Source organism: Comamonas sp. w2-DMI (genome assembly GCF_040187735.1).
Taxonomy (GTDB): Bacteria; Pseudomonadota; Gammaproteobacteria; order Burkholderiales; family Burkholderiaceae_C; genus Comamonas; species Comamonas terrae.
On sequence record NZ_JBANEL010000009.1, the window covers coordinates 16,920 to 37,323 of the forward strand.

Sequence of the window (20,404 nt, forward strand, 5' to 3'; positions counted from 1 at the left end):
AGGGCCTGAACGGGGCTACATGGTAGTTCGCCCTGCCGGCCGGAAGGAGGAAGGGTCAGCGCCGCGGCTGCCTGTGCCAGAACGTGAATTCGTCCTCGTGCACTTCGTAGTCCAGCTCCTGCAGCCGCGCCTGCATGCGCTCCTGGGCGTCGGCCACGCCCTGGTTGTAGATGCTGGGGGCGATTTCCTGCAGGAAAAAGCCCAGCAGGGCCGCGGCCGTGACATTGCCTATGGGCTCGTCCATGTGTTCGCGGAAATAGCGTTCGATGGAGGCCACGGCCTGCTGGCGGGCTTCCCTGTTCAGTTCTATGGGCATGTGGCGGAGTCTGGCATGAAAGCCTGCGAAGGCGCCACGCGCCACAGGGGAACATGAAAAAGCCCCGCGGGCCGGCGCGGGGCTCAAGGGCAGGGGCCGGCTTCAGAGCGGCCGCTGCAGCGCCTCGTCGGCCAGGAAGCCGCCGCTCTGGTGCGCCCAGAGTTTGGCGTAGATGCCGCCCAGTTGCAGCAGCTGCTGGTGCGTGCCCTGTTCGACGATATGGCCCTGGTCCATGACGATGAGCCGGTCCATGGCCGCGATGGTCGAGAGCCGGTGCGCGATCGCGATCACGGTCTTGCCGTGCATCAGGCTGTCCAGGCTCTGCTGGATGGCGGCCTCGACCTCGCTGTCGAGCGCGCTGGTGGCTTCGTCGAGCAGCAGGATGGGCGCGTCCTTGAGCATGACGCGCGCGATGGCCACGCGCTGGCGCTGGCCGCCCGAGAGCTTGACGCCGCGCTCGCCGACCTGGGCGTCGTAGCCGCTGCGGCCCTTGAGGTCGGTCAGCGTCTCGATGAAGTCGGAGGCCTCGGCCTTGAGCGCCGCGGCGCGCATTTCTTCCTCGCTCGCATCGGGACGGCCGTAGAGGATGTTGTCGCGCATGGAGCGGTGCAGCAGCGAGGTGTCCTGCGTGACCATGCCGATGGCGCCGCGCAGGCTGTCCTGGGTCACGGTGCGGATGTCCTGGCCGTCGATCAGGATGCGCCCGCCCTGCGCCTCATGGAAGCGCAGCAGCAGGTTGACCAGCGTGGACTTGCCCGCGCCCGAGCGGCCGATCAGGCCGATGCGCTCGCCGGGGCGGATGGTGAGATCCAGGTGGTCGATCACCTTCTTGCCGCCGTCCTTGTAGGCAAAGCTCACGTCCTCGAAGACGATGCCGCCCCGGGTGATCTGCAGCGGCCTGGCATCGGGGGCGTCGACGATGGTGCGCGGGCGGGTCAGCGTGGTGATGCCGTCCTGGATGGTGCCCACGTTCTCGAACAGGCCCGTCATCTGCCACATCACCCAGTGCGAATAGCCCATCAGGCGCAGCGCCATGGCGATCACGGCGGCCACCACGCCGGCCGTGGCCTGGCCCTGCGTCCACAGGTACAGCGCCGTGCCGCCCGAACCCAGCAGCAGCAGGGCGATCATCAGGTGGTTGGTGATCTCGAACAGGCTCACCAGCCGCATCTGCGCATAGCCCGTGGCCTTGAAGGCCTCCATGGCGTTGCGCGCGTATTCGGCTTCGCGGCGCGTGTGGGCGAAAAGCTTGACGGTGGCGATGTTGGTGTAGGCGTCGGTCACGCGGCCCGTCATCATCGAGCGTGCGTCGGCCTGCTCCTTGCCGATGCGGCCCAGGCGCGGCACGAAGTAGAAGCAGGCGGCGGTGTAGGCCAGGAACCAGAGCGCGAACGGAATCATCAGCCGCCATTCGAAGCTGGCGGCCAGGACCAGGATGCCCACCATGTACACGCCCACTCCGACCAGCACGTCCACCACCATGAAGATCACTTCGCGCACGGACAGCGCGGTCTGCATGATCTTGGTCGTGATGCGGCCCGCGAATTCGTCCGCGTAGAAGGACATGCTCTGGCCCAGCATCAGCCGGTGGAACACCCAGCGCAGCCGCATCGGAAAGTTGATGGCCAGCACCTGGTGCATGACCTGCGTATGCAGCGCCAGCAGCAGCACGCTGCCCAGCAGGACGGCGGCAATGCCGGCGATGGTGCCGCGCTGCTCAGTCCAGAAGCCGGCCGGCGAGAGGGTGCCCAGCCAGTCCACCACGTGGCCCATGATGGCGAACAGCAGCGCCTCGTAAATCGAGAGCAGGGCGGAGGTGCAGGTCATCAGCAGTATCCAGCCGCGCATGCCCTGGGTGCAGGCCCACAGAAAGGCGAAAAAGCCGGTGGGCGGCACCTTGGGTTCGGTGGGCGGATACGGCGGTACCTGTCTTTCAAAAAAGCCGAACAAGATGGAAATACTCCCTATGCATGGGTCCCGATGGTAGGGGAGCGGGCAGGCGCGGTGGCGATCACCCGCGATGACCGTTGGGAAACTGGGGCATTGGGCGTGCCCTGGGACGGCAGGGCGGGCAGGCCGCAGCCGCCTCCGGCACGCGCTGTGAACACGCGCTTACAGCCATGGGCAAACCGCATGGCCATACTGGACCGATGCTGATGCCACTCAAAGAAAGCGAGCGAGTGTGAGGAATTTGCGGCAGCAGGCCCTGGCGCATGCGGGAACGCTTCTGAAGCCCGTCCTGGTGCTGGGCATGTGCAGCCTGGCCGGCCCCGCGCTGCAGGCGCAGGAGCCGGAGCGGATCTGGGCCGGGGTGGAGCCGCTCAAGGTGCTGCAGTCCATCGAGCCGGGGCTGTGGTCCCTGCGTACGCGCTACGAGCCCGAGCCGGCGAGGCCGCAGCCTCGCTCCGCTGCGCAGCCACCGGTGCAGACCGATTCAGGCTGCTTGTCGCCGCAGAGCATTGCCGAGGATCTGCAAGATCTGCTGAGCCAGGAAAGCGACGGCCTGTCCTGCACCGGCAAGCTTCTGGCCAACGACGAGGACCTGGGCCTGCTGCAGATCAGCTGCCCCGTGCGCAGCAAGAAGGACCTGCAGCGCAGCGGCCGCATCTTCCAGGCCCCGCCCGCCGTGGTCGAGATCCGCCGCCTCACGGCCGCCAGCTTCCGGGTGACCAGCAAGGCCAGGGACGGTGCGCGCGGTGCCGGCATGGTCCAGGTGCAGGACTATGAAAGGGAAGGCGATTGCCCGCAGTAGCCTTCGGCCTGCCGCAAGGCTTTTATTTTGATAGCTTGTTGCGCTTGATGGGAAAGCGTTTGAGCCGTTTTTCATGAAAAAAGCGCTGCCTTGGGCAGCGCTTTGGGGTCCGATGGCGGAGGCTCAGGCCGTGGGCAGGAAGCCTTCGACCGACAGGTAGCGTTCGCCCGTGTCGTAGGCAAAGCCCAGCACGCGGGCGCCGGCCGGCAGCTCGGGCAGCTTCTGGGCGATCGCAGCCAGTGTCGCTCCCGAGGAAATGCCGACCAGCAGGCCTTCCTCGCGGGCAGCGCGGCGCGCGTATTCGCGCGCGGGCTCCGCCTCGACCTGGATCACGCCGTCCAGCAGGCTGGTGTCCAGGTTCTTCGGGATGAAGCCGGCGCCAATGCCCTGGATCGGGTGGGGGGCGGGCTGACCGCCCGAAATCACGGGCGAGGCGGAAGGCTCGACGGCAAAGACCTTGAGCTGGGGAAACTTGGCCTTGAGCACCCGGGCCACGCCGGTCAGGTGGCCACCCGTGCCCACGCCGGTGATGAAGACATCGAGCCCGTCGGGAAAGTCCCGGAGCACTTCCTGGGCCGTGGTGGCTTCATGCACGGCCACGTTGGCCGGGTTCTCGAACTGCTGCGGAATCCACGCCCCGGGCGTCTGCGCGGCCAGCTCCTGGGCGCGGGCGATGGCGCCCTTCATGCCCTTTTCCTTGGGCGTGAGGTCGAAGCTCGCGCCGTAGGCCAGCATCAGGCGGCGGCGTTCGACGGACATGCTGTCGGGCATGACCAGGATCAGCTTGTAGCCCTTGACCGCGGCCACCAGGGCCAGGCCCACGCCGGTGTTGCCGCTGGTCGGCTCGATGATGGTGCCGCCGGGCTTCAGCGCTCCGGACCGTTCGGCGTCCTCCACCATGGACAGGGCAATGCGGTCCTTGATGGAACCGCCGGGATTGCTGCGCTCGGACTTGATCCACACATTGGCGTTCGCGCCGAACAGCCGGTTGATGTGGATGGCTGGCGTGTTGCCGATGGTTTGCAGAACGTTGTCGAATTTCATGAAGCCTCCAGCAGGATGGGGGGAAGTCGGAAAGAAATCGCAGACGCCCATTGTGGCGTAGTTGTTCATCCTGGCAGGAATATGGATATGCCCTGCAAGGCCATGGAAACGGGGGCCTTCCACGCCCTGGACGGGCCGTTGCGCTGCCGCCTAGCCGGCACTGGCCGGGCAGCCGGGGCGTGCCTGCGCCGCAGGCTTGCGCAGCGGCGTCTTCCACAGCTCGGCCAGCAGCAGGCCGCCCACCGTCATCACGCCGCCTATGGCGTGGTAGATGGCCAGCGGCTCGTGCAGCGCCGCCCAGGCGATGACGGCCGTGAAGATCGGCGTCAGGTTGAAGAACATGCTGGAGCGGCCCGGGCCCAGCGTCTGCACGGCCTTCATCCACAGCAGCGGCGCGGCGATCGAAGCCATGACGCCGGCATAACCCACCAGCGGCAGGTTGGCGGCGTTCAGCCCCGTCTTGGGCGAGAGCAGGTACAGCGGAAACTGCACGACCACGGCCACCAGCACCTGCAGGTAGAGCAGCTGCAACGTGGCCAGGCGCGGCATGGGCCAGCGCTTGAGTAGGATGTTGTAGAGCGCGTAGGACAGCATGGCGATGAACATCATCGCGTCGCCCAGGTTCAGCCCCTCGGACAGCAGCCGCGCGGGCCGGCCCGACGAGACCACTAGCGCCACGCCGGCAATGGCCGCCAGAGAGCCCCAGACCGCGCCGCGCGTCAGCCGCTGGCCCAGCACGAAGGCGGCCAGCACCAGGACCAGCATGGGCGTGAGCGAGCCGATGATGCCCATGTGCGTGGCCGTGGTGTAGTGGGCTGCGTAGTAGGCCAGGCTCTGGTAGATCACCATGCCCAGAACGCCCAGCGCCATGATCCTGGGCAGCAGGGGCTTGATGTCGGCGCGCTGGCGCCAGATGGAGGGCAGCAGAAAGGGCGTGAACAGCACGGCGGCCACCGCCCAGCGGAAAAAGCCGATCTCGGCTGCACTGATGCTGTCCGCAGCCAGCTTGCTGACCACGGTGTTGATGGACCAGATCAGCACGGCGCCCAGCGGTAGAAGATAAGAACCCATGATGTGGTGAAGACTCCTTGACGGGTCCTATCATGCGCTTGACGCATTTAAAGTGCATTCCTGATTTCGGACATTCCATAACGCAAGCCGGACGAACGCCATGCCTGCTTCTGCATCAAGACCCGCACAGGCCGTCAAGCGGCATGCCGTCCAGATTCTGGACACGGACAAGGTGCAGGGCAGCTATTACTTCCGCTACGACGAGTTTGGCGAGCACAGCGAGGCGCCGCCGCACAGCCACCGCTGGGGCCACCTGAACTACGCGGCCCACGGCAGTCTGAGCATGGACGTGCCCACGGGCCATATCCTGTGCCCGCCCCAGCACGGGGTCTGGATTCCGCCGGGCGTGGTGCACAGCTGCTATCTGCAGCATGCGGTGCAGTACCGATCGGTCTACCTGGCGCCGCAGCTGTGCCGGGAGTTGCCCCAGACACCGGGCTGCATGCGCATAGGGCCCATCGTCAAGGCCATCCTGGCGGACTTCGGCGCACGCAATGTGCAGGTGCCGGTCAGCGAAGAGGATCTGCGGCTGGCCCGGGTGGTGCACGACCAGCTGTGCGCCACGCCGCTGGAGCTGAGCTTCCTGCCCGTGGCCCGGCATCCGGCCCTGGTGCAGGTGCTGGAGGCCATGCAGTCGCGCCCCGACGACCACCGCAGCCTGGCCGAATGGGCGGCCACCGTGCACATGACCGAGCGCACGCTGGCGCGCCACTGCCAGCGCGAGCTGGGCATGAGCCTGGGCGAATGGCGCCAGCGCATGCGCTACCTGCGCGCCATCGACGCGCTGGAGGCCGGCCATACGGTGCAGCACATCGCCTACGAGCTGGGCTACAGCACGCCCTCGGCTTTCATCGCCATGTTTCAGCGCGAATCCGGCCTGCCGCCCGAGCAATTCCGGCGCGAGTTCTGTGCAGGTTCTTTGTGAACGCGGGATAATGCGCGCCGTGAAGTGCGCCAGACCGCCGCTGGTACAAGTGCCGAAAGGCCGTACTGGAGGAACGTCCGGACTGCACAGGGCAGCGTAGCAGCTAACGGCTGTCCACCGTGAGGTGAGGATCAGAGCAACAGAGACGAGTCCCGGGGGAGTGTCGCGAGACAAACCACCGGGGGTGAAACGGGCAATCTCTACGCGCAGCAATACCAAGTAGGCACACGTTGACGGGGCCCCCGGAGTGTGCGGGTAGGTAGCACCGAGCCATCAGGCGACTGATGGCCCAGATTAATGGCGGTCACGCAGCGGGCAACCGCTGTGCACAGAATCCGGCTTATCGGCGCACTTCACATCTTCTTCCTGCGCCGGGCTCCGCCCGGCGCTGCCAACCGCTTTTCCTCTTTATTCCACCATCAGCGCGAACAGCTGATGGCGGTGGTGTATGTCCAGCCGCGCGAAGGCACGGTTGCGGTAGGTCTTGGCCGTGGCGGCGCTCAGCTGCAGGTCGGCCGCGATGCCGTCCAGCGTCATGCCGCGCAGCAGGCGCAGGCAGACATCGAGTTCCCGCGCCGTCAGGCCCGGCGCCCGCTCGCGCAGGCGCTGCGGCCAGCGGCTCTCGCCAGCGTCGGCGGTGAGGGCAATGTGCTTGCGCGTCAGGGCCATGAGCGCCGCGGACAGGTCGGCGAAGTCGCTCAGGTGGCGGTCGGAAAAAGGCTTCTGGTGCGCATGGCGGTAGAAATTGACGGCGAACACCGAGCCGTCGCTGCCGCGCTCGGCGATGGAGATGCGCTCGGCCACGCCATGCGCCTCGTACACGCATTGGCGGTGCAGGGGCGTGACCTCGCTGGCCTGTACATGCACCAGGCTGCATGAGCCCTGTTCCTCCCCGCTGCCTCCCTTGTCGTCCACGGCTGCCATGCCCGTGCCTGGCGCGGCTGGCGCATGGCAGGGCCACTGCCGGCCCCAGCTCCGGTCCTCGTGCTGCGGACCCGAAAGATAGGCGCTCCAGCACTGGCGCGTGGTATCCGGCACGCCCTGCGAGGCCGACATGAACAGCCGCGGCTGCAGGCTGCCGATGCGGTACACGGACAGCGAGGCCAGGGGCGCGATGGTGCTCAGCCGGGCCAGGGCCGAATGGGCGAAGTCCGCCTGGCCCAGCGACTCCACCAGGCCGGCCAGCAGCGCGCTGGCATGCGCCATGCCGCGGGCCGGCATGGCATCGGTGGGCGGGGTCGGTTTCCAGGGGTTCATCGGCAGCGGCGGTGTGCGGGCTGTCATCTTCTTGGGGGACAGCGCTTTCTCCAACAGTGCTTACGCTGAGAAATCGCATGGACTGCAGGAACAGGGAGACCGATGACATTGCCAGGCAGTGATTTCCAGATGGCCGCGCCGCAGCTGCGCCGCTTCGCCGATTTCGCGGTGCAGGTCGGCGCGGCGCAGGAGGTGGGCGCCACGGCCCGCGGCTTCCGGCGCGTGATTCCCATCGTGGGCGGGCAGGTGTGCGGCGACGGCTGGTCGGCGCGGGTGCTGCCCGGCGGTGCCGACTTCCAGCTGCTCGTCAGCGACGAGCTGGCCGAGCTCGACGCGCGCTACGTGATCGAGACCGACGCAGGCGACCTGATCTACGTGACCAACCATGCGCTGCGCACCGGACCGGCGGCGCTGATGGAGCGCCTGCGCCGCGGCGAGCCCGTGGACCCGGCCGACATCTATTTCCGCTGCACGCCGCGCTTCGAGGCTTCGGCGCCCAGCCTGGCCTGGCTGTCGCAGCGTCTGTTCCTGGGCTCGGGCGCACGCTACCCCGATCTTGTGGCCATGCGGATTTTCGAAGTGCTTTGAACCCATACCAAGAGGAGACAACCATGAAGAACACCAAGCGGCTGCAGCGCCGCGCCGCCCTGGCTGCCGCGGCGGGCCTGGGCTGGCTGGCGGCGACGGGGGCTGTCGCGCAGACGGCCGGCTATCCGGCCAAGACCGTGCGCATGCTCGTGGGCTTTCCCGCGGGCACGGGCCCGGACGTGGTGGCACGGCTGCTCGCGCAAAAGCTCTCGGAGACCTGGGGCGGCGTGGGCGTGGTCGTGGACAACAAGCCCGGCGCGGCAGGCCTGATCGCCGCCAGCGAGGCTGCGCGCGCCCCGGCCGACGGCTACACCATCATGCTGGCCGAGACCGGCCAGCTCAGCATTGCGCCCAGCACCTACCGCAAGCTGTCCTATGACCCCGGAAAGGACTTCGTTCCCGTGAGCCAGGTGGTCAGCTCGGACTTCGTGCTGCTGGTCAATCCCGACAAGGTCAAGGCGCGCAACGTCCAGGATTTCGTGGCCTGGACGCAGCAGCAAAAGGGCTTGTTCATGGCGACCTTCGGCGCGGGCACGCCCGGCCATTTCGGGGCCTTCATGTTCGGCGATGCCGTTGGCATGCGCCCCGAGGTCGTGCACTACAAGAACACCTCGGATGCGCTGGGCGGCATCTTCAGCGGCGATGTGCAAGGCGTCTTCGCCTCGGCCGGCATGGCCGTGCCCCAGGTCAGGGCCGGCAAGCTCGCGGCCCTGGGCAGCACGGGGGCGGTGCGCGTGGAGCAGCTGCCCCAGGTGCCCACCATGAAGGAGCAGGGGTTCGGCAACCTGGAGTTCGGCTCGTGGTTCGGCATCGTCGCGCCGGCCAGAACGCCGCCGGAGGTGGTCGCCAGGCTCAATGCCGACATTCTCAAGGTGCTGCAGTCGCCCGATGGCCGCGCAAAGCTGCAGGAGGCGGGCTTTCGCGTCACCGGCACCAGCCCCGCGCAGTTCGCCGACATCATCGCGGCCGACACCGCCAAATGGGGCAAGGCCGTGGCCGCCACGGGCTTCAAGGCCGATTGAAGCCCGGGACAGGGCCCGGGACCAGACCGTAAACCACAGCAAGAACCTGAAGGAGACAAGCACCATGTCCACCACCCGACCCTTGCGCCAGCATGCACGCCATGTACTGACCTGCGGCGCCTGGCCTGCCGCGGCCCTGCTGGCGCTGGCCGCCTGCGGTGGCAGCGATGGCGCCGGCGATGCCGCGGCCGGCCCCGCATGGCCGCCGGCCCATGGTGCCTATGCGGCCGCCTGCACCCAGCTGGCCGACACAGCCAGGCTGGAGAAGACCACGCTGAGCGCCCGCTATGTGGCCGCCGGCACCCGGCGCCCTGGTGGTGCCGCCACGGGCGACTTCCTGCCGGGCCATTGCGTGGTGACAGGCAGCATCAATCCGCGTGTGGGCGTGGATGGAAAGCCCTACGCCATCGGCTTCGAGCTCAGCCTGCCGGATGACTGGAACGGACGCTTCCTGTTCCTGGGCGGTGGCGGCAACGACGGCATCCTGCGCGATACCTCGCTGAGCTCCAGCATCTCGGGCGGCACGCCTTCTCCGCTGGGGCAGGGCTTTGCCGTGGTCTCCACCGATGCCGGCCACAGCGGAACCACGGCGAGTTTCGGCGCCGATCCGCAGGCGCGCATCGACCACGCCTACAACTCCTACGACAGGACGGCGGTCACGGCCAAGTCGCTGATCGCGGCGCACTACGGCCGCAAGCCCGAGCACTCATATTTCTCGGGCTGCTCGGGCGGCGGGCGCCAGGGCATGATGTTCTCGCAGCGCTTTCCCGACTACTTCGACGCCATCACGGCCGGTGCTCCGGCCATGCGCGTGTCCAGCGGCGCCACGGTGGCCGCCATGTGGAATGTGAGTCGGTTCAACGCCATCGCGCCCCGGGATGAATCAGGTGCGCGCATTCTTTCGAAGGCCTTCAGCAACGCCGACCTGAACCTGGTGGCCGAGGCCGTGAAGTCGTCCTGCGACGCGGCCGACGGCGTGGCCGACGGCATGGTGAACAACACGCGGGCCTGCCGCTTCGATCCCGCCGTGCTGCAGTGCAGCGGCGCCAAGGCTGCGGACTGCCTTTCGGCCGAGCAGGTGGACGCGCTGGGCCAGGTGTTCGCCGGCCCGCGCAACTCGGAGGGGCAGGCGCTGTATGCGGGCCAGCCCTGGGACCCGGGCCTGGCCGCGCCAGGCTGGCGTGCCTGGACCCTGGGCAGCTCCCCCACGGCCACGCCCGATGCACGCTACATCACCCTCATGGCGGATGCGCTGGCCAACGAGTTCTTCACGCCGCCGCAGCCCGGCTTCGATCCCCTGGGCTTCAACTTCGACACCGACCCCGCGCGCATGGCCGCCTACTCGGCCATGTACGACACCTATGCCGACGACAGGCTCACGGCCTTTCGCCAGCACGGCGGCAAGCTGCTGCTCATCCACGGCATGTCGGACCCCATCTTCTCGGCCAACGACACGGTGGACTATTACGAGCGGCTGGCGGCCAACCATGGCGGCATCGCCAGCACGCAGGAGTTCGCGCGGGCCTTTCTGGTGCCGGGCATGAACCATTGCTCGGGCGGTCCGGCCACGGACAATTTCGACTCGATACAGGCCATGGTGGACTGGGTGGAAAAGGGCATCGCCCCCGACACGATCGCGGCCCGAGCCTTGCCGACCCAGGCCGACCATCCCAACCGTACGCGTCCCCTGTGTGCTTATCCCAGGTTCGCCAGGTACAAAGGATCGGGCAGCGTGGAAGATGCCGGCAGCTTTGTCTGCTCTGCCGAATGACGACGCGGACTTGTCGCGTGCCCATGGTGGATACGCGGCGGCCGGTCGCCATGGGGCCGGCTTGATCCTCCGCCATTCCGGTTCGGCAACGATGCCGGCTTCCCGGGCGCTGGCAGGAAAGCCGCAAGCTACCCCGGCCTAGAACCTCTCCCAGGGCATCAGGTAGCGCCACTGTCCCTCGGGCACCTGCGCCAGGCTCACGCGCCCTATGCGCAGGCGGCGCAGGCTGACCACGGTCAGGCCCACGGCGGCGCACATGGACTCGATTTCCTCCGGGGCTATGCCCTTGAGCGCAAAGCGCAGGTGGCGCTCGTTCTGCCAGCTCACCTTGCACGGCGGCATGCGGCGGCTGCCGCGGACGGGCAGGCCCGATTGGAGCAGCTCCAGGCCGCCGTCGGCGATCCTGCCCTCCACTCCCGCGATGCATTCCTGCTCCAGCCACTGGCCTTCCTCGGCCAGCTTGCGGGCCACGCGCTTGTCCTGCGTGAAAACGACCAGGCCGCTGGCCGGCACCGGAATCGGCAGGAAGGCCTGCAACTGGCGAAAGTGCTGCTGCAGCACCTTGATGGGGTGGGGCGTGTCCACCTCGGCCAGGTTTTCAGGCTTGAGCAGATCGTAGGCGCTGGGCGGCGCGTTGCGGGGCGCATTGCGCCCGGGCTGCGCCTGGGGCCACTGGGTGTAGCCGGCCGGCTTGTGCAGCAGCAGGGTGACGGGGGGGGACGGCATCGGGCCTGGCACCCTGGTCCACGGTGATGACCTGCGCGGGCAGGACGCGGGTTTCGGGCAGTTGCACGAGTTCGCCGTCCACGCGCACATGGCCGGCGACGATCAGCAGCTCGGCTTCGCGGCGCGAGCATTGTTGTTGTTCGGCCAGGCGCTTGGCCAGCCGGATGCTTTCGATTTCAGACATGCCGCGAGCTTAGCCGGAGTTGGCGCCCGCCGTCCGTACATCAGCCTCCCAGGCACAGGGTCTGGATACGCTCCACATGGGCCAGCAGAGAGCGTTCGGCAATCGGCCACAGCGCCTCGGGCGTATCGGCATAGGCCAGGGCCACCCAGTCCTGGATGCTGCCGTCGGGCCTGGCGCGCATGGCCGCGAGCACCTTGGCCTCGCGCGCGAGCCGGTGGGCCTTGAGTCGGGCGATGGCCTGGCGCGCATTGCCCAGCACATGGCCGTGGGCGGGCAGGATGTACTCAATGTCCTGGGCGGCGCACAGTGCGTCGAGCCGGTCCAGCGAATCCAGGTAGTCCAGCATGTTGCCGTCCGGCGGGTTGATGATGGTGGTGCTACCGTTGAGGATGTGGTCGCCGCTGAACAGCAGCCCGTCCTCCTCCAGCACGAAGCACAGGTGGTTGGCCGCGTGGCCGGGCGTGAACACGGCCTGCAGCGTATGCGTTGTTTTGCCCTCCGGCCCTTGTCCGGCAAGCGCGATGCGCTCTCCATCGCGTAGCGTGATGTCGGGCTTGAAGCGGCTGTTGGCGCGCGCCGTGGGCGCCGAGGGCAGGCCCATGACAGGCGGCCGGGCGCGGCCTGCCTGTTCCACCATGGCCTGCAGCGGCGCGGCGCCCGGCGAATGGTCGGGATGGGAATGGGTGCAGACGATATAGCGGATGTCGCCGCCGGCAGCCTCGAACAGCCGCTGCAGGTGCGCGGGCTCGTCGGGGCCGGGATCGATGGCGATGAAGCCCGTGGCCGCATCGCCGACCAGATAGCTGTTGGTGCCCGGTCCCGTCATCGTGCCGGGGTTGGGCGCGGTGAGGCGCAGCAGGTTCCTGCGCAGCGGCACGGCGCGTTCGGACTGCCAGTCCAGGTGGTGCGACACCTGGCCGTCGGGGCAGACCAGCTCCAGCTCGCCATAGGCCATGTCGCTTTCCATATGGCGCTTTTCCCGGCCGTCGACAAAGCCGGTGCGCGGGCAGCTTTGCCACAGCGGCTGCTCGCCCTGCAGCGCGGCGAGCACGGCGTCGGTGTTGGCGTAGCGGCCCAGGTGCTGCAGCGTGCGCAGCGTGGGAAACAGCAGGCTCAGGGTCCTGGCCTCGAAGCGCTGCACGGCGTCCTGGGGGCGGATCCAGGTCGGCTCGAACTGCTCGGTGCCGTCGGCTTCGGGAATCTGCCCCTCGGGCATGCGCGCCACGAAGAACGGCACGCTGAAGCGCTTGGGCAGGGTGCGGTCGGCCGTCCAGTGCGCCAGATACCAGAGCTGGTCCACGGCCAGCTGCCAGCCGCGTGCGCGGCATTGCTCGTACAGCGGGGCGTGGCGGTCGAGCTGCGCGACCTCGGCGGGAGCCACGGGGCGGCCGGCAGCGTCATTGGCCAGCAAAATACCCAGTTCCTCGAAGGTTTCGCGCAGGCCGGCCAGGGCCTGGGTCACGCGCAGCGCGCCTGGCGTCTGCCGCTGCGCAGCGCGTGCGCGGGCCAGCGCATGGGCGGCCGCCGTGGCGTCCTGTTCCTCGATGCCGCCGCCCGGGAACACATAGGCGCTGGAGGCAAAGCTGGCCTGTTCCGAGCGCCGGGTCATCAGCACCTCGAAGCCGTTGCCGTCGGCGCAGTCGCGCAGCAGCAGGACGGTGGAGGCGTGGCGGGGTTCTACGGGCTGGACTTGCGGATGCAGAAGCTGGCTGGTGCGGGTCATGCGCCCATTATGGGCAGGCGCCACGGCCTTCCTGTAGCGGGCTGGACAGCGCGGGCCGCATACCAGAGGGCAACTGCGGGAAATCACTAGGCCGCGGCGGCGCCCGGCCGCCGGCGCGACCCGGCTGCGGCCAGGCCGGCTCGGTAGGATAATGGGCGCCATCATGCAGATCCGCTTTACCAAGATGCAGGGCGCGGGCAACGACTTTGTCGTGCTCGATGAAACCCGGGCACGCCTAGGCCTGACCGCCGCGCAGTACCGCTATCTGGCCAATCGCCATTTCGGCGTCGGGGCCGACCAGATACTGACCGTACGCCCCGCACCCTCGGAGGGCGTGGACTTCGAGTACGTGATCCACAATGCCGACGGTGGCGAGGTGGAGCAATGCGGCAATGGCGCGCGCTGCTTTGCGCGCTACGTGCATGACAAGGGATTGACCGGCAAGCGCGTGATCCGCGTGCAGACGCTGTCCGGCGTGATCGCGCCCGAGCTGCATGCCGACGGCCGCGTGACCGTGGACATGGGCCGCCCCGAGCTGGAGCCGGCCAAGGTGCCCTTCGATATCCGGGGGCTGGCTCCCGAAGCTCTGGGTACAACACAAAAATGGCCGCTGGCACTGGATGGCTCTGCGTCGGCAGCTACGGTATGGATAGCGCCCGTTTCCATGGGCAATCCGCACGCCGTGCAGCTGGTGGATGATGTGGAGCAGGCGCCCGTGGCCGCCTGGGGCCCGCTGATAGAAAAGCACACACGCTTTCCCCAGCGCGTGAATGCCGGCTTCATGCAGATCGTGAACCGCGGCGAGATCAGGCTGCGCGTGTACGAGCGCGGCGCCGGCGAGACATTGGCCTGCGGCACCGGCGCCTGTGCCGCCGTGGTGGCCGGCATCGGCTGGGGCCTGCTGGATGCGCGCGTTCATGTCCACACTCACGGAGGCCTGCTGACCATCGAATGGGCGGGCGGCGCCGGCGACAGCGTTCGCATGACAGGCCCGGCAGAATTCGTTTTTGAAGGACAGATCGAAATTCCCGAGACGCTATGAGCACTACCGACACAGCCCTGACCGAAGACGCGATTGCCGACTATCTGTATCAGAACCCCGAGTTTTTCGAGCGCCATGCCGAACTGCTGGCCGGCGTGCAGCTGGTCAGCAGCCACGGCCCGCGCGCGGTGAGCCTGCAGGAGCGCCAGGCCGAGATGCTGCGCGAGAAGATCAAGGTGCTGGAGCACCGCATCATCGACATGATGCGCCACGGCAGCGAAAACACCAGCATCGCCAACAAGATCCAGCAATGGGGCTGCGCGCTGGCCAAGGTGCAGGACCTGCGCGAGCTGCCGCATGCGGCGACGGCCAGCCTGCAGCGCGTCTTCGACATCCCGCAGGTGGCGCTGCGCCTGTGGAACGTGGCCGGCATGCATTCGGGCTCGGTCTACACCATGGGCGTGAGCGAGGACGCCAAGGCGTTTGCAGCCTCGCTGACCATGCCGTTCTGCGGCCCCAACATGGGCTTCGAGCCCGTGGGCTGGCTTTCCCAGCCTGATTCCGTGCAGTCGGTGGCGCTGCTGACCCTGCACGACGGCGCCATGGACAGCACGACCAATGCCTTCGGCATGCTGGTGCTGGGCTCGCCCGATCCCACGCGCTTCGAGGCCACCATGGGCACGGAGTTCCTCTCTCGCATCGCCCAGCTGGCCAGCGCCTCGCTGTCGCGCATGCGCCTGTCGCCCTTGAGCCTGGCTCACGGCTGAAGCACGTCCATGGTGGCGCCTGGCAAGGCTGAACAGCTCTCCTTCGAGGAGCAGGCGGCAAGCCTGCCAGAGGCTGCCAGGGACTATCTGGAGCATGTGCGCGTGCAAAAGCGGCTCGCGCAGCGCACGCACACGCTGTACACGCTGGACCTGATCCGGCTTCAGGCCATGGCGGCAGAGGCGGGGGCCGAGCTGCTGGCGCTGCAGCCTGCCCATATCCGCCGCTTTGCGGCCCAGATGCACAGCCAGGGCCGCAGCGCACGCGGCATTGCGCTGATCCTGTCGGGCTGGCGCAGCTTTTTCCGCTGGGCGGCGCAGCAGGATCTGGTGCCGTTCAATCCCGTCGAAGGCGTGCGCGGCCCCAAGGTGCCCAAGCCGCTGCCCAAGGCCCTGGGCGTGGACGACGCCGTGCAGCTGGCCAGCTACCGGAACGCCGATGCCGATCCGTGGAGCGAGGCGCGCGACGCCGCGATGACCGAGCTGCTCTACAGCTGCGGCCTGCGCGTAGGCGAACTGGTGGGCCTGGACGTGCGGCCCGACCAGCGCACCCAGGCCGAGGGCAGAGGCTGGATCGACCTGGAAGCCGGCGACGCCCATGTGCAGGGCAAGGGCGGCAAGCGCCGTATCGTGCCTGTGGGCGCGGCGGCGCTGCAGGCTCTGCGGCGCTGGCTGGCCATGCGCAGCAGCGGATTGGCCGGGGCGGCGCAGCTGGCCGCCCGGCAGGAGCCGGCACTGTTCATCGGCCGCCGCGGCGTCCGGCTGTCGGGCCAGTCGGTCTGGGCGCGGTTGCGCCAGCGCGGCCATCAGGCGGGCCTGGCGTCCGGCGTGCACCCGCATGTGCTGCGCCACTCCTTCGCCAGTCATATGCTGCAGTCCAGCGGCGACCTGCGCGCCGTGCAGGAGCTGCTGGGTCATTCCAGCATCTCCACCACCCAGGTCTACACGCGGCTGGATTTCCAGCATCTGGCCCAGGCCTACGAAAACGCGCATCCGCGAGCACACCGGCAGGAGGCACCGGCCCAAGGACCTGCCAGCGACCCGCCCGATCAGGCCGGTGACGACTGAATACCCACGGCCCGGAAAGCTGGCGCAGCCCAGGTCGGAGAGAGCCGCCCCGCCGCAGGGGCGGCCCCGGCAAAGGCCATCGTCCCCCCGGGGATGCCGCGCAGCGGCTCAGGGAGGGCTTGATTTCATCGCTACACTCCCCAGCTTGACGTTTCGGGTCGGGCGTTTGCTCCCGGCCGCTGCAAGAGGTTTCAACGCATGGCTCTCATTCCTGTCACCATCCTCACGGGCTTTCTGGGCTCGGGCAAGACCACGCTGCTCAAGCGCGTGCTGCACGAATCCCACGGCATGAAGATTGCCGTGATCGAGAACGAGTTCGGCGAGGAGAACATCGACACCGACATTCTCAAGACCGAGTCCAAGGAGCAGATCCTGCAGATGAGCAACGGCTGCATCTGCTGCACCATCCGCGAGGACCTGCGCGAAGCCCTGCAGCTGCTGGCTGCCAAGCGGCGCAAGGGCATGGTGGACTTCGACCGCATCGTGATCGAGACCACGGGCCTGGCCGATCCCGGCCCCGTCGCCCAGACTTTCTTCATGGACGACGAGATCGCCGAAACCTATCTGATCGACTCCATCATCACGCTGGTGGACGCCAAGCACGCCAACCAGCAGCTCGACGACCGCCAGGAGGCACGCCGCCAGGTGGGCTTTGCCGACCAGATCTTCCTGTCCAAGACCGACCTGGTGACCGAGGCCGAAAAGAACGCGCTGATCCACCGCCTCAAGCACATGAACCCGCGCGCGCCCATCACGGCCGTGCATTTCGGCGACGTGCCGCTCAAGGATGTGTTCGACCTGCGTGGCTTCAACCTCAATGCCAAGCTGGACATCGACCCCGACTTCCTCAATGAAGACGAGCATGACCACAGCCACTGCGACCATGAGCACGGCCACTGCGATCACGATCATGACCATGGCCACCAGCATGACGAGCACTGCGGCCACGACCACCATGACCACGAGCATGGCGAGCATTGCAGCCATCCCCACCACCATCACCACGACGACGATGTGAAGAGCTTCGTCTTCCGCGCCCCCCGGCCCTTCGATCCGGCCAAGCTCGAGGACTTCCTGGGCGCCATCGTGAACATCTACGGCCCCAAGATGCTGCGCTACAAGGGCGTGCTCAACATGAAGGGTACGGAGCGCAAGGTGATCTTCCAGGGCGTGCACCAGCTCATGGGCAGCGATCTGGGTCCCGAATGGGCCGCGGACGAAAAGCGTGAAAGCAAGATGGTCTTCATTGGCATCGACCTGCCGCAGGATATCTTCCAGCAGGGTCTGGAGCAGTGCCTGGCCTGAGTCCAGGAAAAAAGAAGCATGCGAGCGTTGCTCGGGGCGCTTTCTGACACTGACTGACGGCCTGCATGCAGGCCGTTTTGTTTGACGCACACTAAATTGCCGGATGGGGCACACCCGTGGTTTTGTGGGGTATGCACAACGCGGGCGGGAGGGGAGAGCAAGCGTCGATACAATGCCGCCCCTAAAGAGGGCCGGAGCAGACCGGTCCTGGTTTGATCACAGTGCTGTGAGGAGACAGGACGTGAGCGCTGGATGCCACTACAAGCCCAGGAGCGCCAAGGCCGCCATACCGGCCCTGGGCGCCCGCGTGGGCCGTCCATCTTCGCAGTCTCCGGACCTCTTTGGCGGACGCAGGCCCGGCAGCGCCGGACCTGGCGCCTGCAGCGCAGCGGAATTGTTCCGCCTTGTCCATACCCAAGCGCCCTGCAACGCATTTCGCACAGCAGTCCCGATTGACAGTACCATCCATGGCCTCGTCCACAGGCGTTGGACCGGACACTATTAGCGATACGAAAACTATGCCCATCACAAAGCAAGCTGCGACGAAGAAAGATCCCAAGCTGGCCAATGCTTGGAAGACCAAATCGGTGGAAGAGCTGACGGATGCCGACGTGCTGGCCATGTCCGACGACGACTACATGAACGACGTGCAGCTGGCTTTCTTCCGCCGCAAGCTGGTTGCCCTGAAGAACGACATGCACGAGAACGCGGGCGAAACCGCGGAAAACCTGCGTGAAGACACCGTGGTGGTGCCCGATCCCGCCGACCGCGCCACCATCGAGGAAGAGCATGCGCTGGAGCTGCGCACGCGCGACCGCGAGCGCAAGCTGCTCAAGAAGATCGACCAGTCCATCGCCCGCATCGACGCCGGCGACTACGGTTACTGCGACGAGACCGGCGAGCCCATCGGCGTCGGCCGCCTGCTGGCCCGCCCCACGGCCACGCTGTCGCTGGAAGCCCAGCAGCGCCGCGAACTCAAGCAGAAGATGTACGGGGATTGAGATGCATCAGGCGCAGCCCCTGGGGGCTGCGCCATAGTGGACTGACCATGGCCAAAGAAGAGACTCGATCGAACCGGTTGCTTTCCAAGGTGGTGCGCTTTGTGCGCCATCCGACGGTCAACTGGTCTGATCTGGATACTCTCGACGACGAGCCAGAGAGCCAGTACAGCAAGCAGGCGCTCAAGGAAATGCTGGAGCGCAAGCGCCAGAACGACTTTGCGCGCAAGCGCGAGTTCGACCAGCTGCGCAAGTTGCGCCAGTCCCAGCTGGCCCAGAGCGCGCGCCCGGCTTCCGTATCCGGCACCCCTGCGGTGCCGGTTTCGTCTTTTCTGCAGAGTCTGCACAGCAGCTCCCACCCCGGCGAGCGCGCCGTGACGTTGCGCAAGATCGACGAGATCGAGGCCCAGATGTCCCAGCAGTGGTGGCGTGGCAAGCAAAGCGCCGATGCCACCACCATGCCGATGCGGCTGCCCGACGGCGGCAATCCGGCGCCATCCTCCTTCCACGCACCTCCACCGGGCAGCACGCTGCCCCTGCTCAGCGATGTGGTGCCCGAAGAGGTGGCGACCCGGGGCATGGGCACCGCCTTCGGCATGACCCGCCCCCTGCCTCCCAAGCTGTCGCCCGCGCTGATGGGCATGCAGGGCCTGGCCGGGGAAACCGATTTTGCACCGGCGTTCGCGCCGACCGAAGTGTCCGCGCCGGCCGAGGCGGGCATGGTCCCTCCGTCCTTTGTCCGCTTCGAGCACGATGTGGACTTGGAGGAGCCGGCCATTGTCTTCGCCAACGGAGACACAGAATCTGCCCGGGCCAGCCTGCAGGAGCTGATCCGGCGCCGCGCGCACGACGTGCCCGCGCAGCTGCCGGTCTGGCTGGCTTTGCTGGACCTGTACCGTGCCGCAGGCTGGCAGGCCGAATTCGAGCAGGCAGCCATCGATTTTGCAAGCCGCTTCGGGCGCTCGGCCCCGCAGTGGTTTGCCATGCCGCTGGAAGATGGCGGGCTGCGCACCACGGACACGGCACCGGCCGAGGACCGGTGTGCGCGCTGGAGCGCGCCGGCCCAGCTGACCGCGCAGGGCGTGGCCGGCCTGCAGGCGATGCAGGCGCGCACGGCCGGGCCCTGGAGCCTGGACTGGGGCGCGCTGGAGGCGATTGCGCCCGAAGCCGTGCCGGCCCTCGAAGCCCTGGCGCACCGGTGGGCCGATGCGCCCGGCCAGTTTGTTTTCGGCAGGGCACAGGTGCTGCTGGACCTGCTGGCGCGCAGCACGCCCTCGCTGGCTGGCGAGGTGGACAGCGGCTGGTGGCATCTGCGCCTGGCCGTGCTGCGCCTGATGAACCTGCCGGATGATTTCGAGCTGGTAGCCCTCGAATACTGCGTGACCTACGAACTGTCGCCGCCTTCCTGGAGCGATCCGGTCTGCCAGTCCCTGCTGGAGGGGCAGGCGCTGGCGCTGGCAGCGCCGCAGGCGTTCGAGGACACCCTGCCGCCCGATGTGCTGTGGCGCGAGCGGGCACCGCAGTTTGCGCTGCAGGGCGTCATCGAAGGCGATGCCCTGCCCTGGCTGGCATCGATCCAGGAAAAGGCCGTACTCGGCGAGACCGTGGTGATCGACTGCAGGCATCTGGTGCGCATGGACTTCGCGGCAGCCGGCTCGGTGCTGAACTGGGCTTCGGCCATGCAGTCGCTGGGCCATGTGCTGCAGCTGAGCCAGCTGCACCAGCTGGTGGCGGTGTTCTTCAATGTGATCGGCATCCAGGAACACGCCCAGGTGCTTCCACGGCGAGATTGATCCCCCGGGGCGCCGTGCGCCTTCCCCCAGGGCGGTGCTTGCCCGTCCTTCTCGGCTTTGGAGCGCGCCCGTGCTTTCGGCAAATTAAATTTGCCGGGCCTCTTGAGGCAGGATG

Annotated in this window: 17 protein-coding genes, 1 other RNA gene and 1 pseudogene; 12 read left to right on the forward strand and 7 right to left on the reverse strand. The window is 67.5% G+C overall.

From position 1 onward, the window contains the following. Positions 1–55 precede the first annotated feature (55 nt). Both V8Z74_RS11280 and V8Z74_RS11285 read right to left on the reverse strand, forming a co-directional pair. Positions 56–316 carry a DUF2164 domain-containing protein gene (locus V8Z74_RS11280; RefSeq protein WP_066482869.1) on the reverse strand — a complete coding sequence of 87 codons (261 nt, stop codon included), beginning with the start codon at positions 314–316 and terminating at the stop codon, positions 56–58. A 102-nt stretch (positions 317–418) separates the two neighbouring features. Further along, positions 419–2,266 (reverse strand): ABC transporter ATP-binding protein, encoded by a 1,848-nt coding sequence (locus tag V8Z74_RS11285; RefSeq protein WP_349709331.1) that lies wholly within the window; start codon positions 2,264–2,266, stop codon positions 419–421. Between the two features lie 232 nt (positions 2,267–2,498). On the opposite strand from V8Z74_RS11285, the gene V8Z74_RS11290 reads away from it, so the two are divergent. Further along, entirely contained in the window at positions 2,499–3,068 is a 570-nt protein-coding gene (locus V8Z74_RS11290) for a hypothetical protein (RefSeq protein WP_349709332.1), read from the forward strand. Positions 3,069–3,191: 123 nt separating this feature from the next. On the opposite strand, the gene cysK is transcribed toward V8Z74_RS11290, so the two are convergent. Continuing rightward, a complete protein-coding gene (gene cysK, locus V8Z74_RS11295) occupies positions 3,192–4,112 on the reverse strand; it encodes a cysteine synthase A (protein WP_066482859.1) in 921 nt (306 codons plus the stop codon). A gap of 150 nt (positions 4,113–4,262) precedes the next feature. Further along, positions 4,263–5,183, reverse strand: a complete 921-nt coding sequence (locus tag V8Z74_RS11300) for a DMT family transporter (protein WP_349709333.1) — start codon at positions 5,181–5,183, stop codon at positions 4,263–4,265. Between the two features lie 100 nt (positions 5,184–5,283). On the opposite strand from V8Z74_RS11300, the gene V8Z74_RS11305 reads away from it, so the two are divergent. Both V8Z74_RS11305 and rnpB read left to right on the forward strand, forming a co-directional pair. Beyond that, on the forward strand, positions 5,284–6,108 hold the full coding sequence (locus V8Z74_RS11305; RefSeq protein WP_066482854.1) for an AraC family transcriptional regulator: 825 nt from the start codon (positions 5,284–5,286) through the stop codon (positions 6,106–6,108). Positions 6,109–6,129: 21 nt separating this feature from the next. Next, an RNA gene (rnpB, locus tag V8Z74_RS11310) (RNase P RNA component class A) lies at positions 6,130–6,467 on the forward strand. 49 nt (positions 6,468–6,516) lie between these two features. Here rnpB and V8Z74_RS11315 read toward each other — a convergent pair. Then, positions 6,517–7,314, reverse strand: coding sequence for a helix-turn-helix domain-containing protein (locus tag V8Z74_RS11315; RefSeq protein WP_502879518.1), 798 nt, complete (start codon positions 7,312–7,314; stop codon positions 6,517–6,519). Between the two features lie 153 nt (positions 7,315–7,467). Here V8Z74_RS11315 and V8Z74_RS11320 point away from each other — a divergent pair, with 153 nt between their 5' ends. From V8Z74_RS11320 to V8Z74_RS11330, 3 genes are all read left to right on the forward strand, one after another. Next, positions 7,468–7,953, forward strand: a complete 486-nt coding sequence (locus tag V8Z74_RS11320) for a DUF3237 domain-containing protein (RefSeq protein ID WP_349709334.1) — start codon at positions 7,468–7,470, stop codon at positions 7,951–7,953. Positions 7,954–7,976: 23 nt separating this feature from the next. After that, a complete protein-coding gene (locus V8Z74_RS11325; protein WP_349709335.1) occupies positions 7,977–8,975 on the forward strand; it encodes a Bug family tripartite tricarboxylate transporter substrate binding protein in 999 nt (332 codons plus the stop codon). Positions 8,976–9,039: 64 nt separating this feature from the next. After that, complete coding sequence (locus V8Z74_RS11330; RefSeq protein ID WP_349709336.1) at positions 9,040–10,746, forward strand: tannase/feruloyl esterase family alpha/beta hydrolase; 1,707 nt, start codon at positions 9,040–9,042, stop codon at positions 10,744–10,746. Positions 10,747–10,884: 138 nt separating this feature from the next. On the opposite strand, the pseudogene V8Z74_RS11335 reads toward V8Z74_RS11330, so the two are convergent. Both V8Z74_RS11335 and V8Z74_RS11340 read right to left on the reverse strand, forming a co-directional pair. After that, positions 10,885–11,656, reverse strand: a pseudogene (locus tag V8Z74_RS11335) (pseudouridine synthase). Between the two features lie 40 nt (positions 11,657–11,696). Then, positions 11,697–13,379 carry an MBL fold metallo-hydrolase gene (locus tag V8Z74_RS11340; protein WP_349709337.1) on the reverse strand — a complete coding sequence of 561 codons (1,683 nt, stop codon included), beginning with the start codon at positions 13,377–13,379 and terminating at the stop codon, positions 11,697–11,699. A 163-nt stretch (positions 13,380–13,542) separates the two neighbouring features. Between V8Z74_RS11340 and dapF the strand changes: the two genes are divergently transcribed. The 6 genes from dapF (at position 13,543) to V8Z74_RS11370 (ending at position 20,289) form a co-directional block, all read left to right on the forward strand. Further along, complete coding sequence (gene dapF, locus V8Z74_RS11345; protein WP_349709339.1) at positions 13,543–14,421, forward strand: diaminopimelate epimerase; 879 nt, start codon at positions 13,543–13,545, stop codon at positions 14,419–14,421. Next, positions 14,418–15,128, forward strand: a complete 711-nt coding sequence (locus tag V8Z74_RS11350; protein ID WP_349709340.1) for a DUF484 family protein — start codon at positions 14,418–14,420, stop codon at positions 15,126–15,128. The genes dapF and V8Z74_RS11350 overlap by 4 nt, the downstream gene beginning before the upstream one ends. A gap of 9 nt (positions 15,129–15,137) precedes the next feature. Next, a complete protein-coding gene (locus V8Z74_RS11355) occupies positions 15,138–16,193 on the forward strand; it encodes a tyrosine recombinase XerC (protein WP_349709341.1) in 1,056 nt (351 codons plus the stop codon). Positions 16,194–16,391: 198 nt separating this feature from the next. Beyond that, positions 16,392–17,498, forward strand: a complete 1,107-nt coding sequence (locus tag V8Z74_RS11360) for a CobW family GTP-binding protein (RefSeq protein WP_349709343.1) — start codon at positions 16,392–16,394, stop codon at positions 17,496–17,498. A gap of 248 nt (positions 17,499–17,746) precedes the next feature. Continuing rightward, positions 17,747–18,499, forward strand: coding sequence for an RNA polymerase-binding protein DksA (dksA, locus tag V8Z74_RS11365; protein ID WP_349709445.1), 753 nt, complete (start codon positions 17,747–17,749; stop codon positions 18,497–18,499). Between the two features lie 47 nt (positions 18,500–18,546). After that, entirely contained in the window at positions 18,547–20,289 is a 1,743-nt protein-coding gene (locus V8Z74_RS11370; RefSeq protein ID WP_349709344.1) for an STAS domain-containing protein, read from the forward strand. Positions 20,290–20,404: the final 115 nt, after the last annotated feature.

Bases quoted from the DNA above. Each gene is read 5' to 3' on its own strand.
- V8Z74_RS11340 (WP_349709337.1), bottom strand. From the start codon at position 13,379: ATGACCCGCACCAGCCAGCTTCTGCATCCGCAAGTCCAGCCCGTAGAA.
- V8Z74_RS11280 (WP_066482869.1), bottom strand. From the start codon at position 316: ATGCCCATAGAACTGAACAGGGAAGCCCGCCAGCAGGCCGTGGCCTCC.
- V8Z74_RS11325 (WP_349709335.1), top strand. From the start codon at position 7,977: ATGAAGAACACCAAGCGGCTGCAGCGCCGCGCCGCCCTGGCTGCCGCG.
- V8Z74_RS11350 (WP_349709340.1), top strand. From the start codon at position 14,418: ATGAGCACTACCGACACAGCCCTGACCGAAGACGCGATTGCCGACTAT.
- cysK (WP_066482859.1), bottom strand. From the start codon at position 4,112: ATGAAATTCGACAACGTTCTGCAAACCATCGGCAACACGCCAGCCATC.
- V8Z74_RS11300 (WP_349709333.1), bottom strand. From the start codon at position 5,183: ATGGGTTCTTATCTTCTACCGCTGGGCGCCGTGCTGATCTGGTCCATC.
- dapF (WP_349709339.1), top strand. From the start codon at position 13,543: ATGCAGATCCGCTTTACCAAGATGCAGGGCGCGGGCAACGACTTTGTC.
- V8Z74_RS11360 (WP_349709343.1), top strand. From the start codon at position 16,392: ATGGCTCTCATTCCTGTCACCATCCTCACGGGCTTTCTGGGCTCGGGC.
- V8Z74_RS11315 (WP_502879518.1), bottom strand. From the start codon at position 7,314: ATGGCGCATGCCAGCGCGCTGCTGGCCGGCCTGGTGGAGTCGCTGGGC.
- V8Z74_RS11320 (WP_349709334.1), top strand. From the start codon at position 7,468: ATGACATTGCCAGGCAGTGATTTCCAGATGGCCGCGCCGCAGCTGCGC.
- V8Z74_RS11330 (WP_349709336.1), top strand. From the start codon at position 9,040: ATGTCCACCACCCGACCCTTGCGCCAGCATGCACGCCATGTACTGACC.
- V8Z74_RS11355 (WP_349709341.1), top strand. From the start codon at position 15,138: ATGGTGGCGCCTGGCAAGGCTGAACAGCTCTCCTTCGAGGAGCAGGCG.
- V8Z74_RS11370 (WP_349709344.1), top strand. From the start codon at position 18,547: ATGGCCAAAGAAGAGACTCGATCGAACCGGTTGCTTTCCAAGGTGGTG.
- V8Z74_RS11305 (WP_066482854.1), top strand. From the start codon at position 5,284: ATGCCTGCTTCTGCATCAAGACCCGCACAGGCCGTCAAGCGGCATGCC.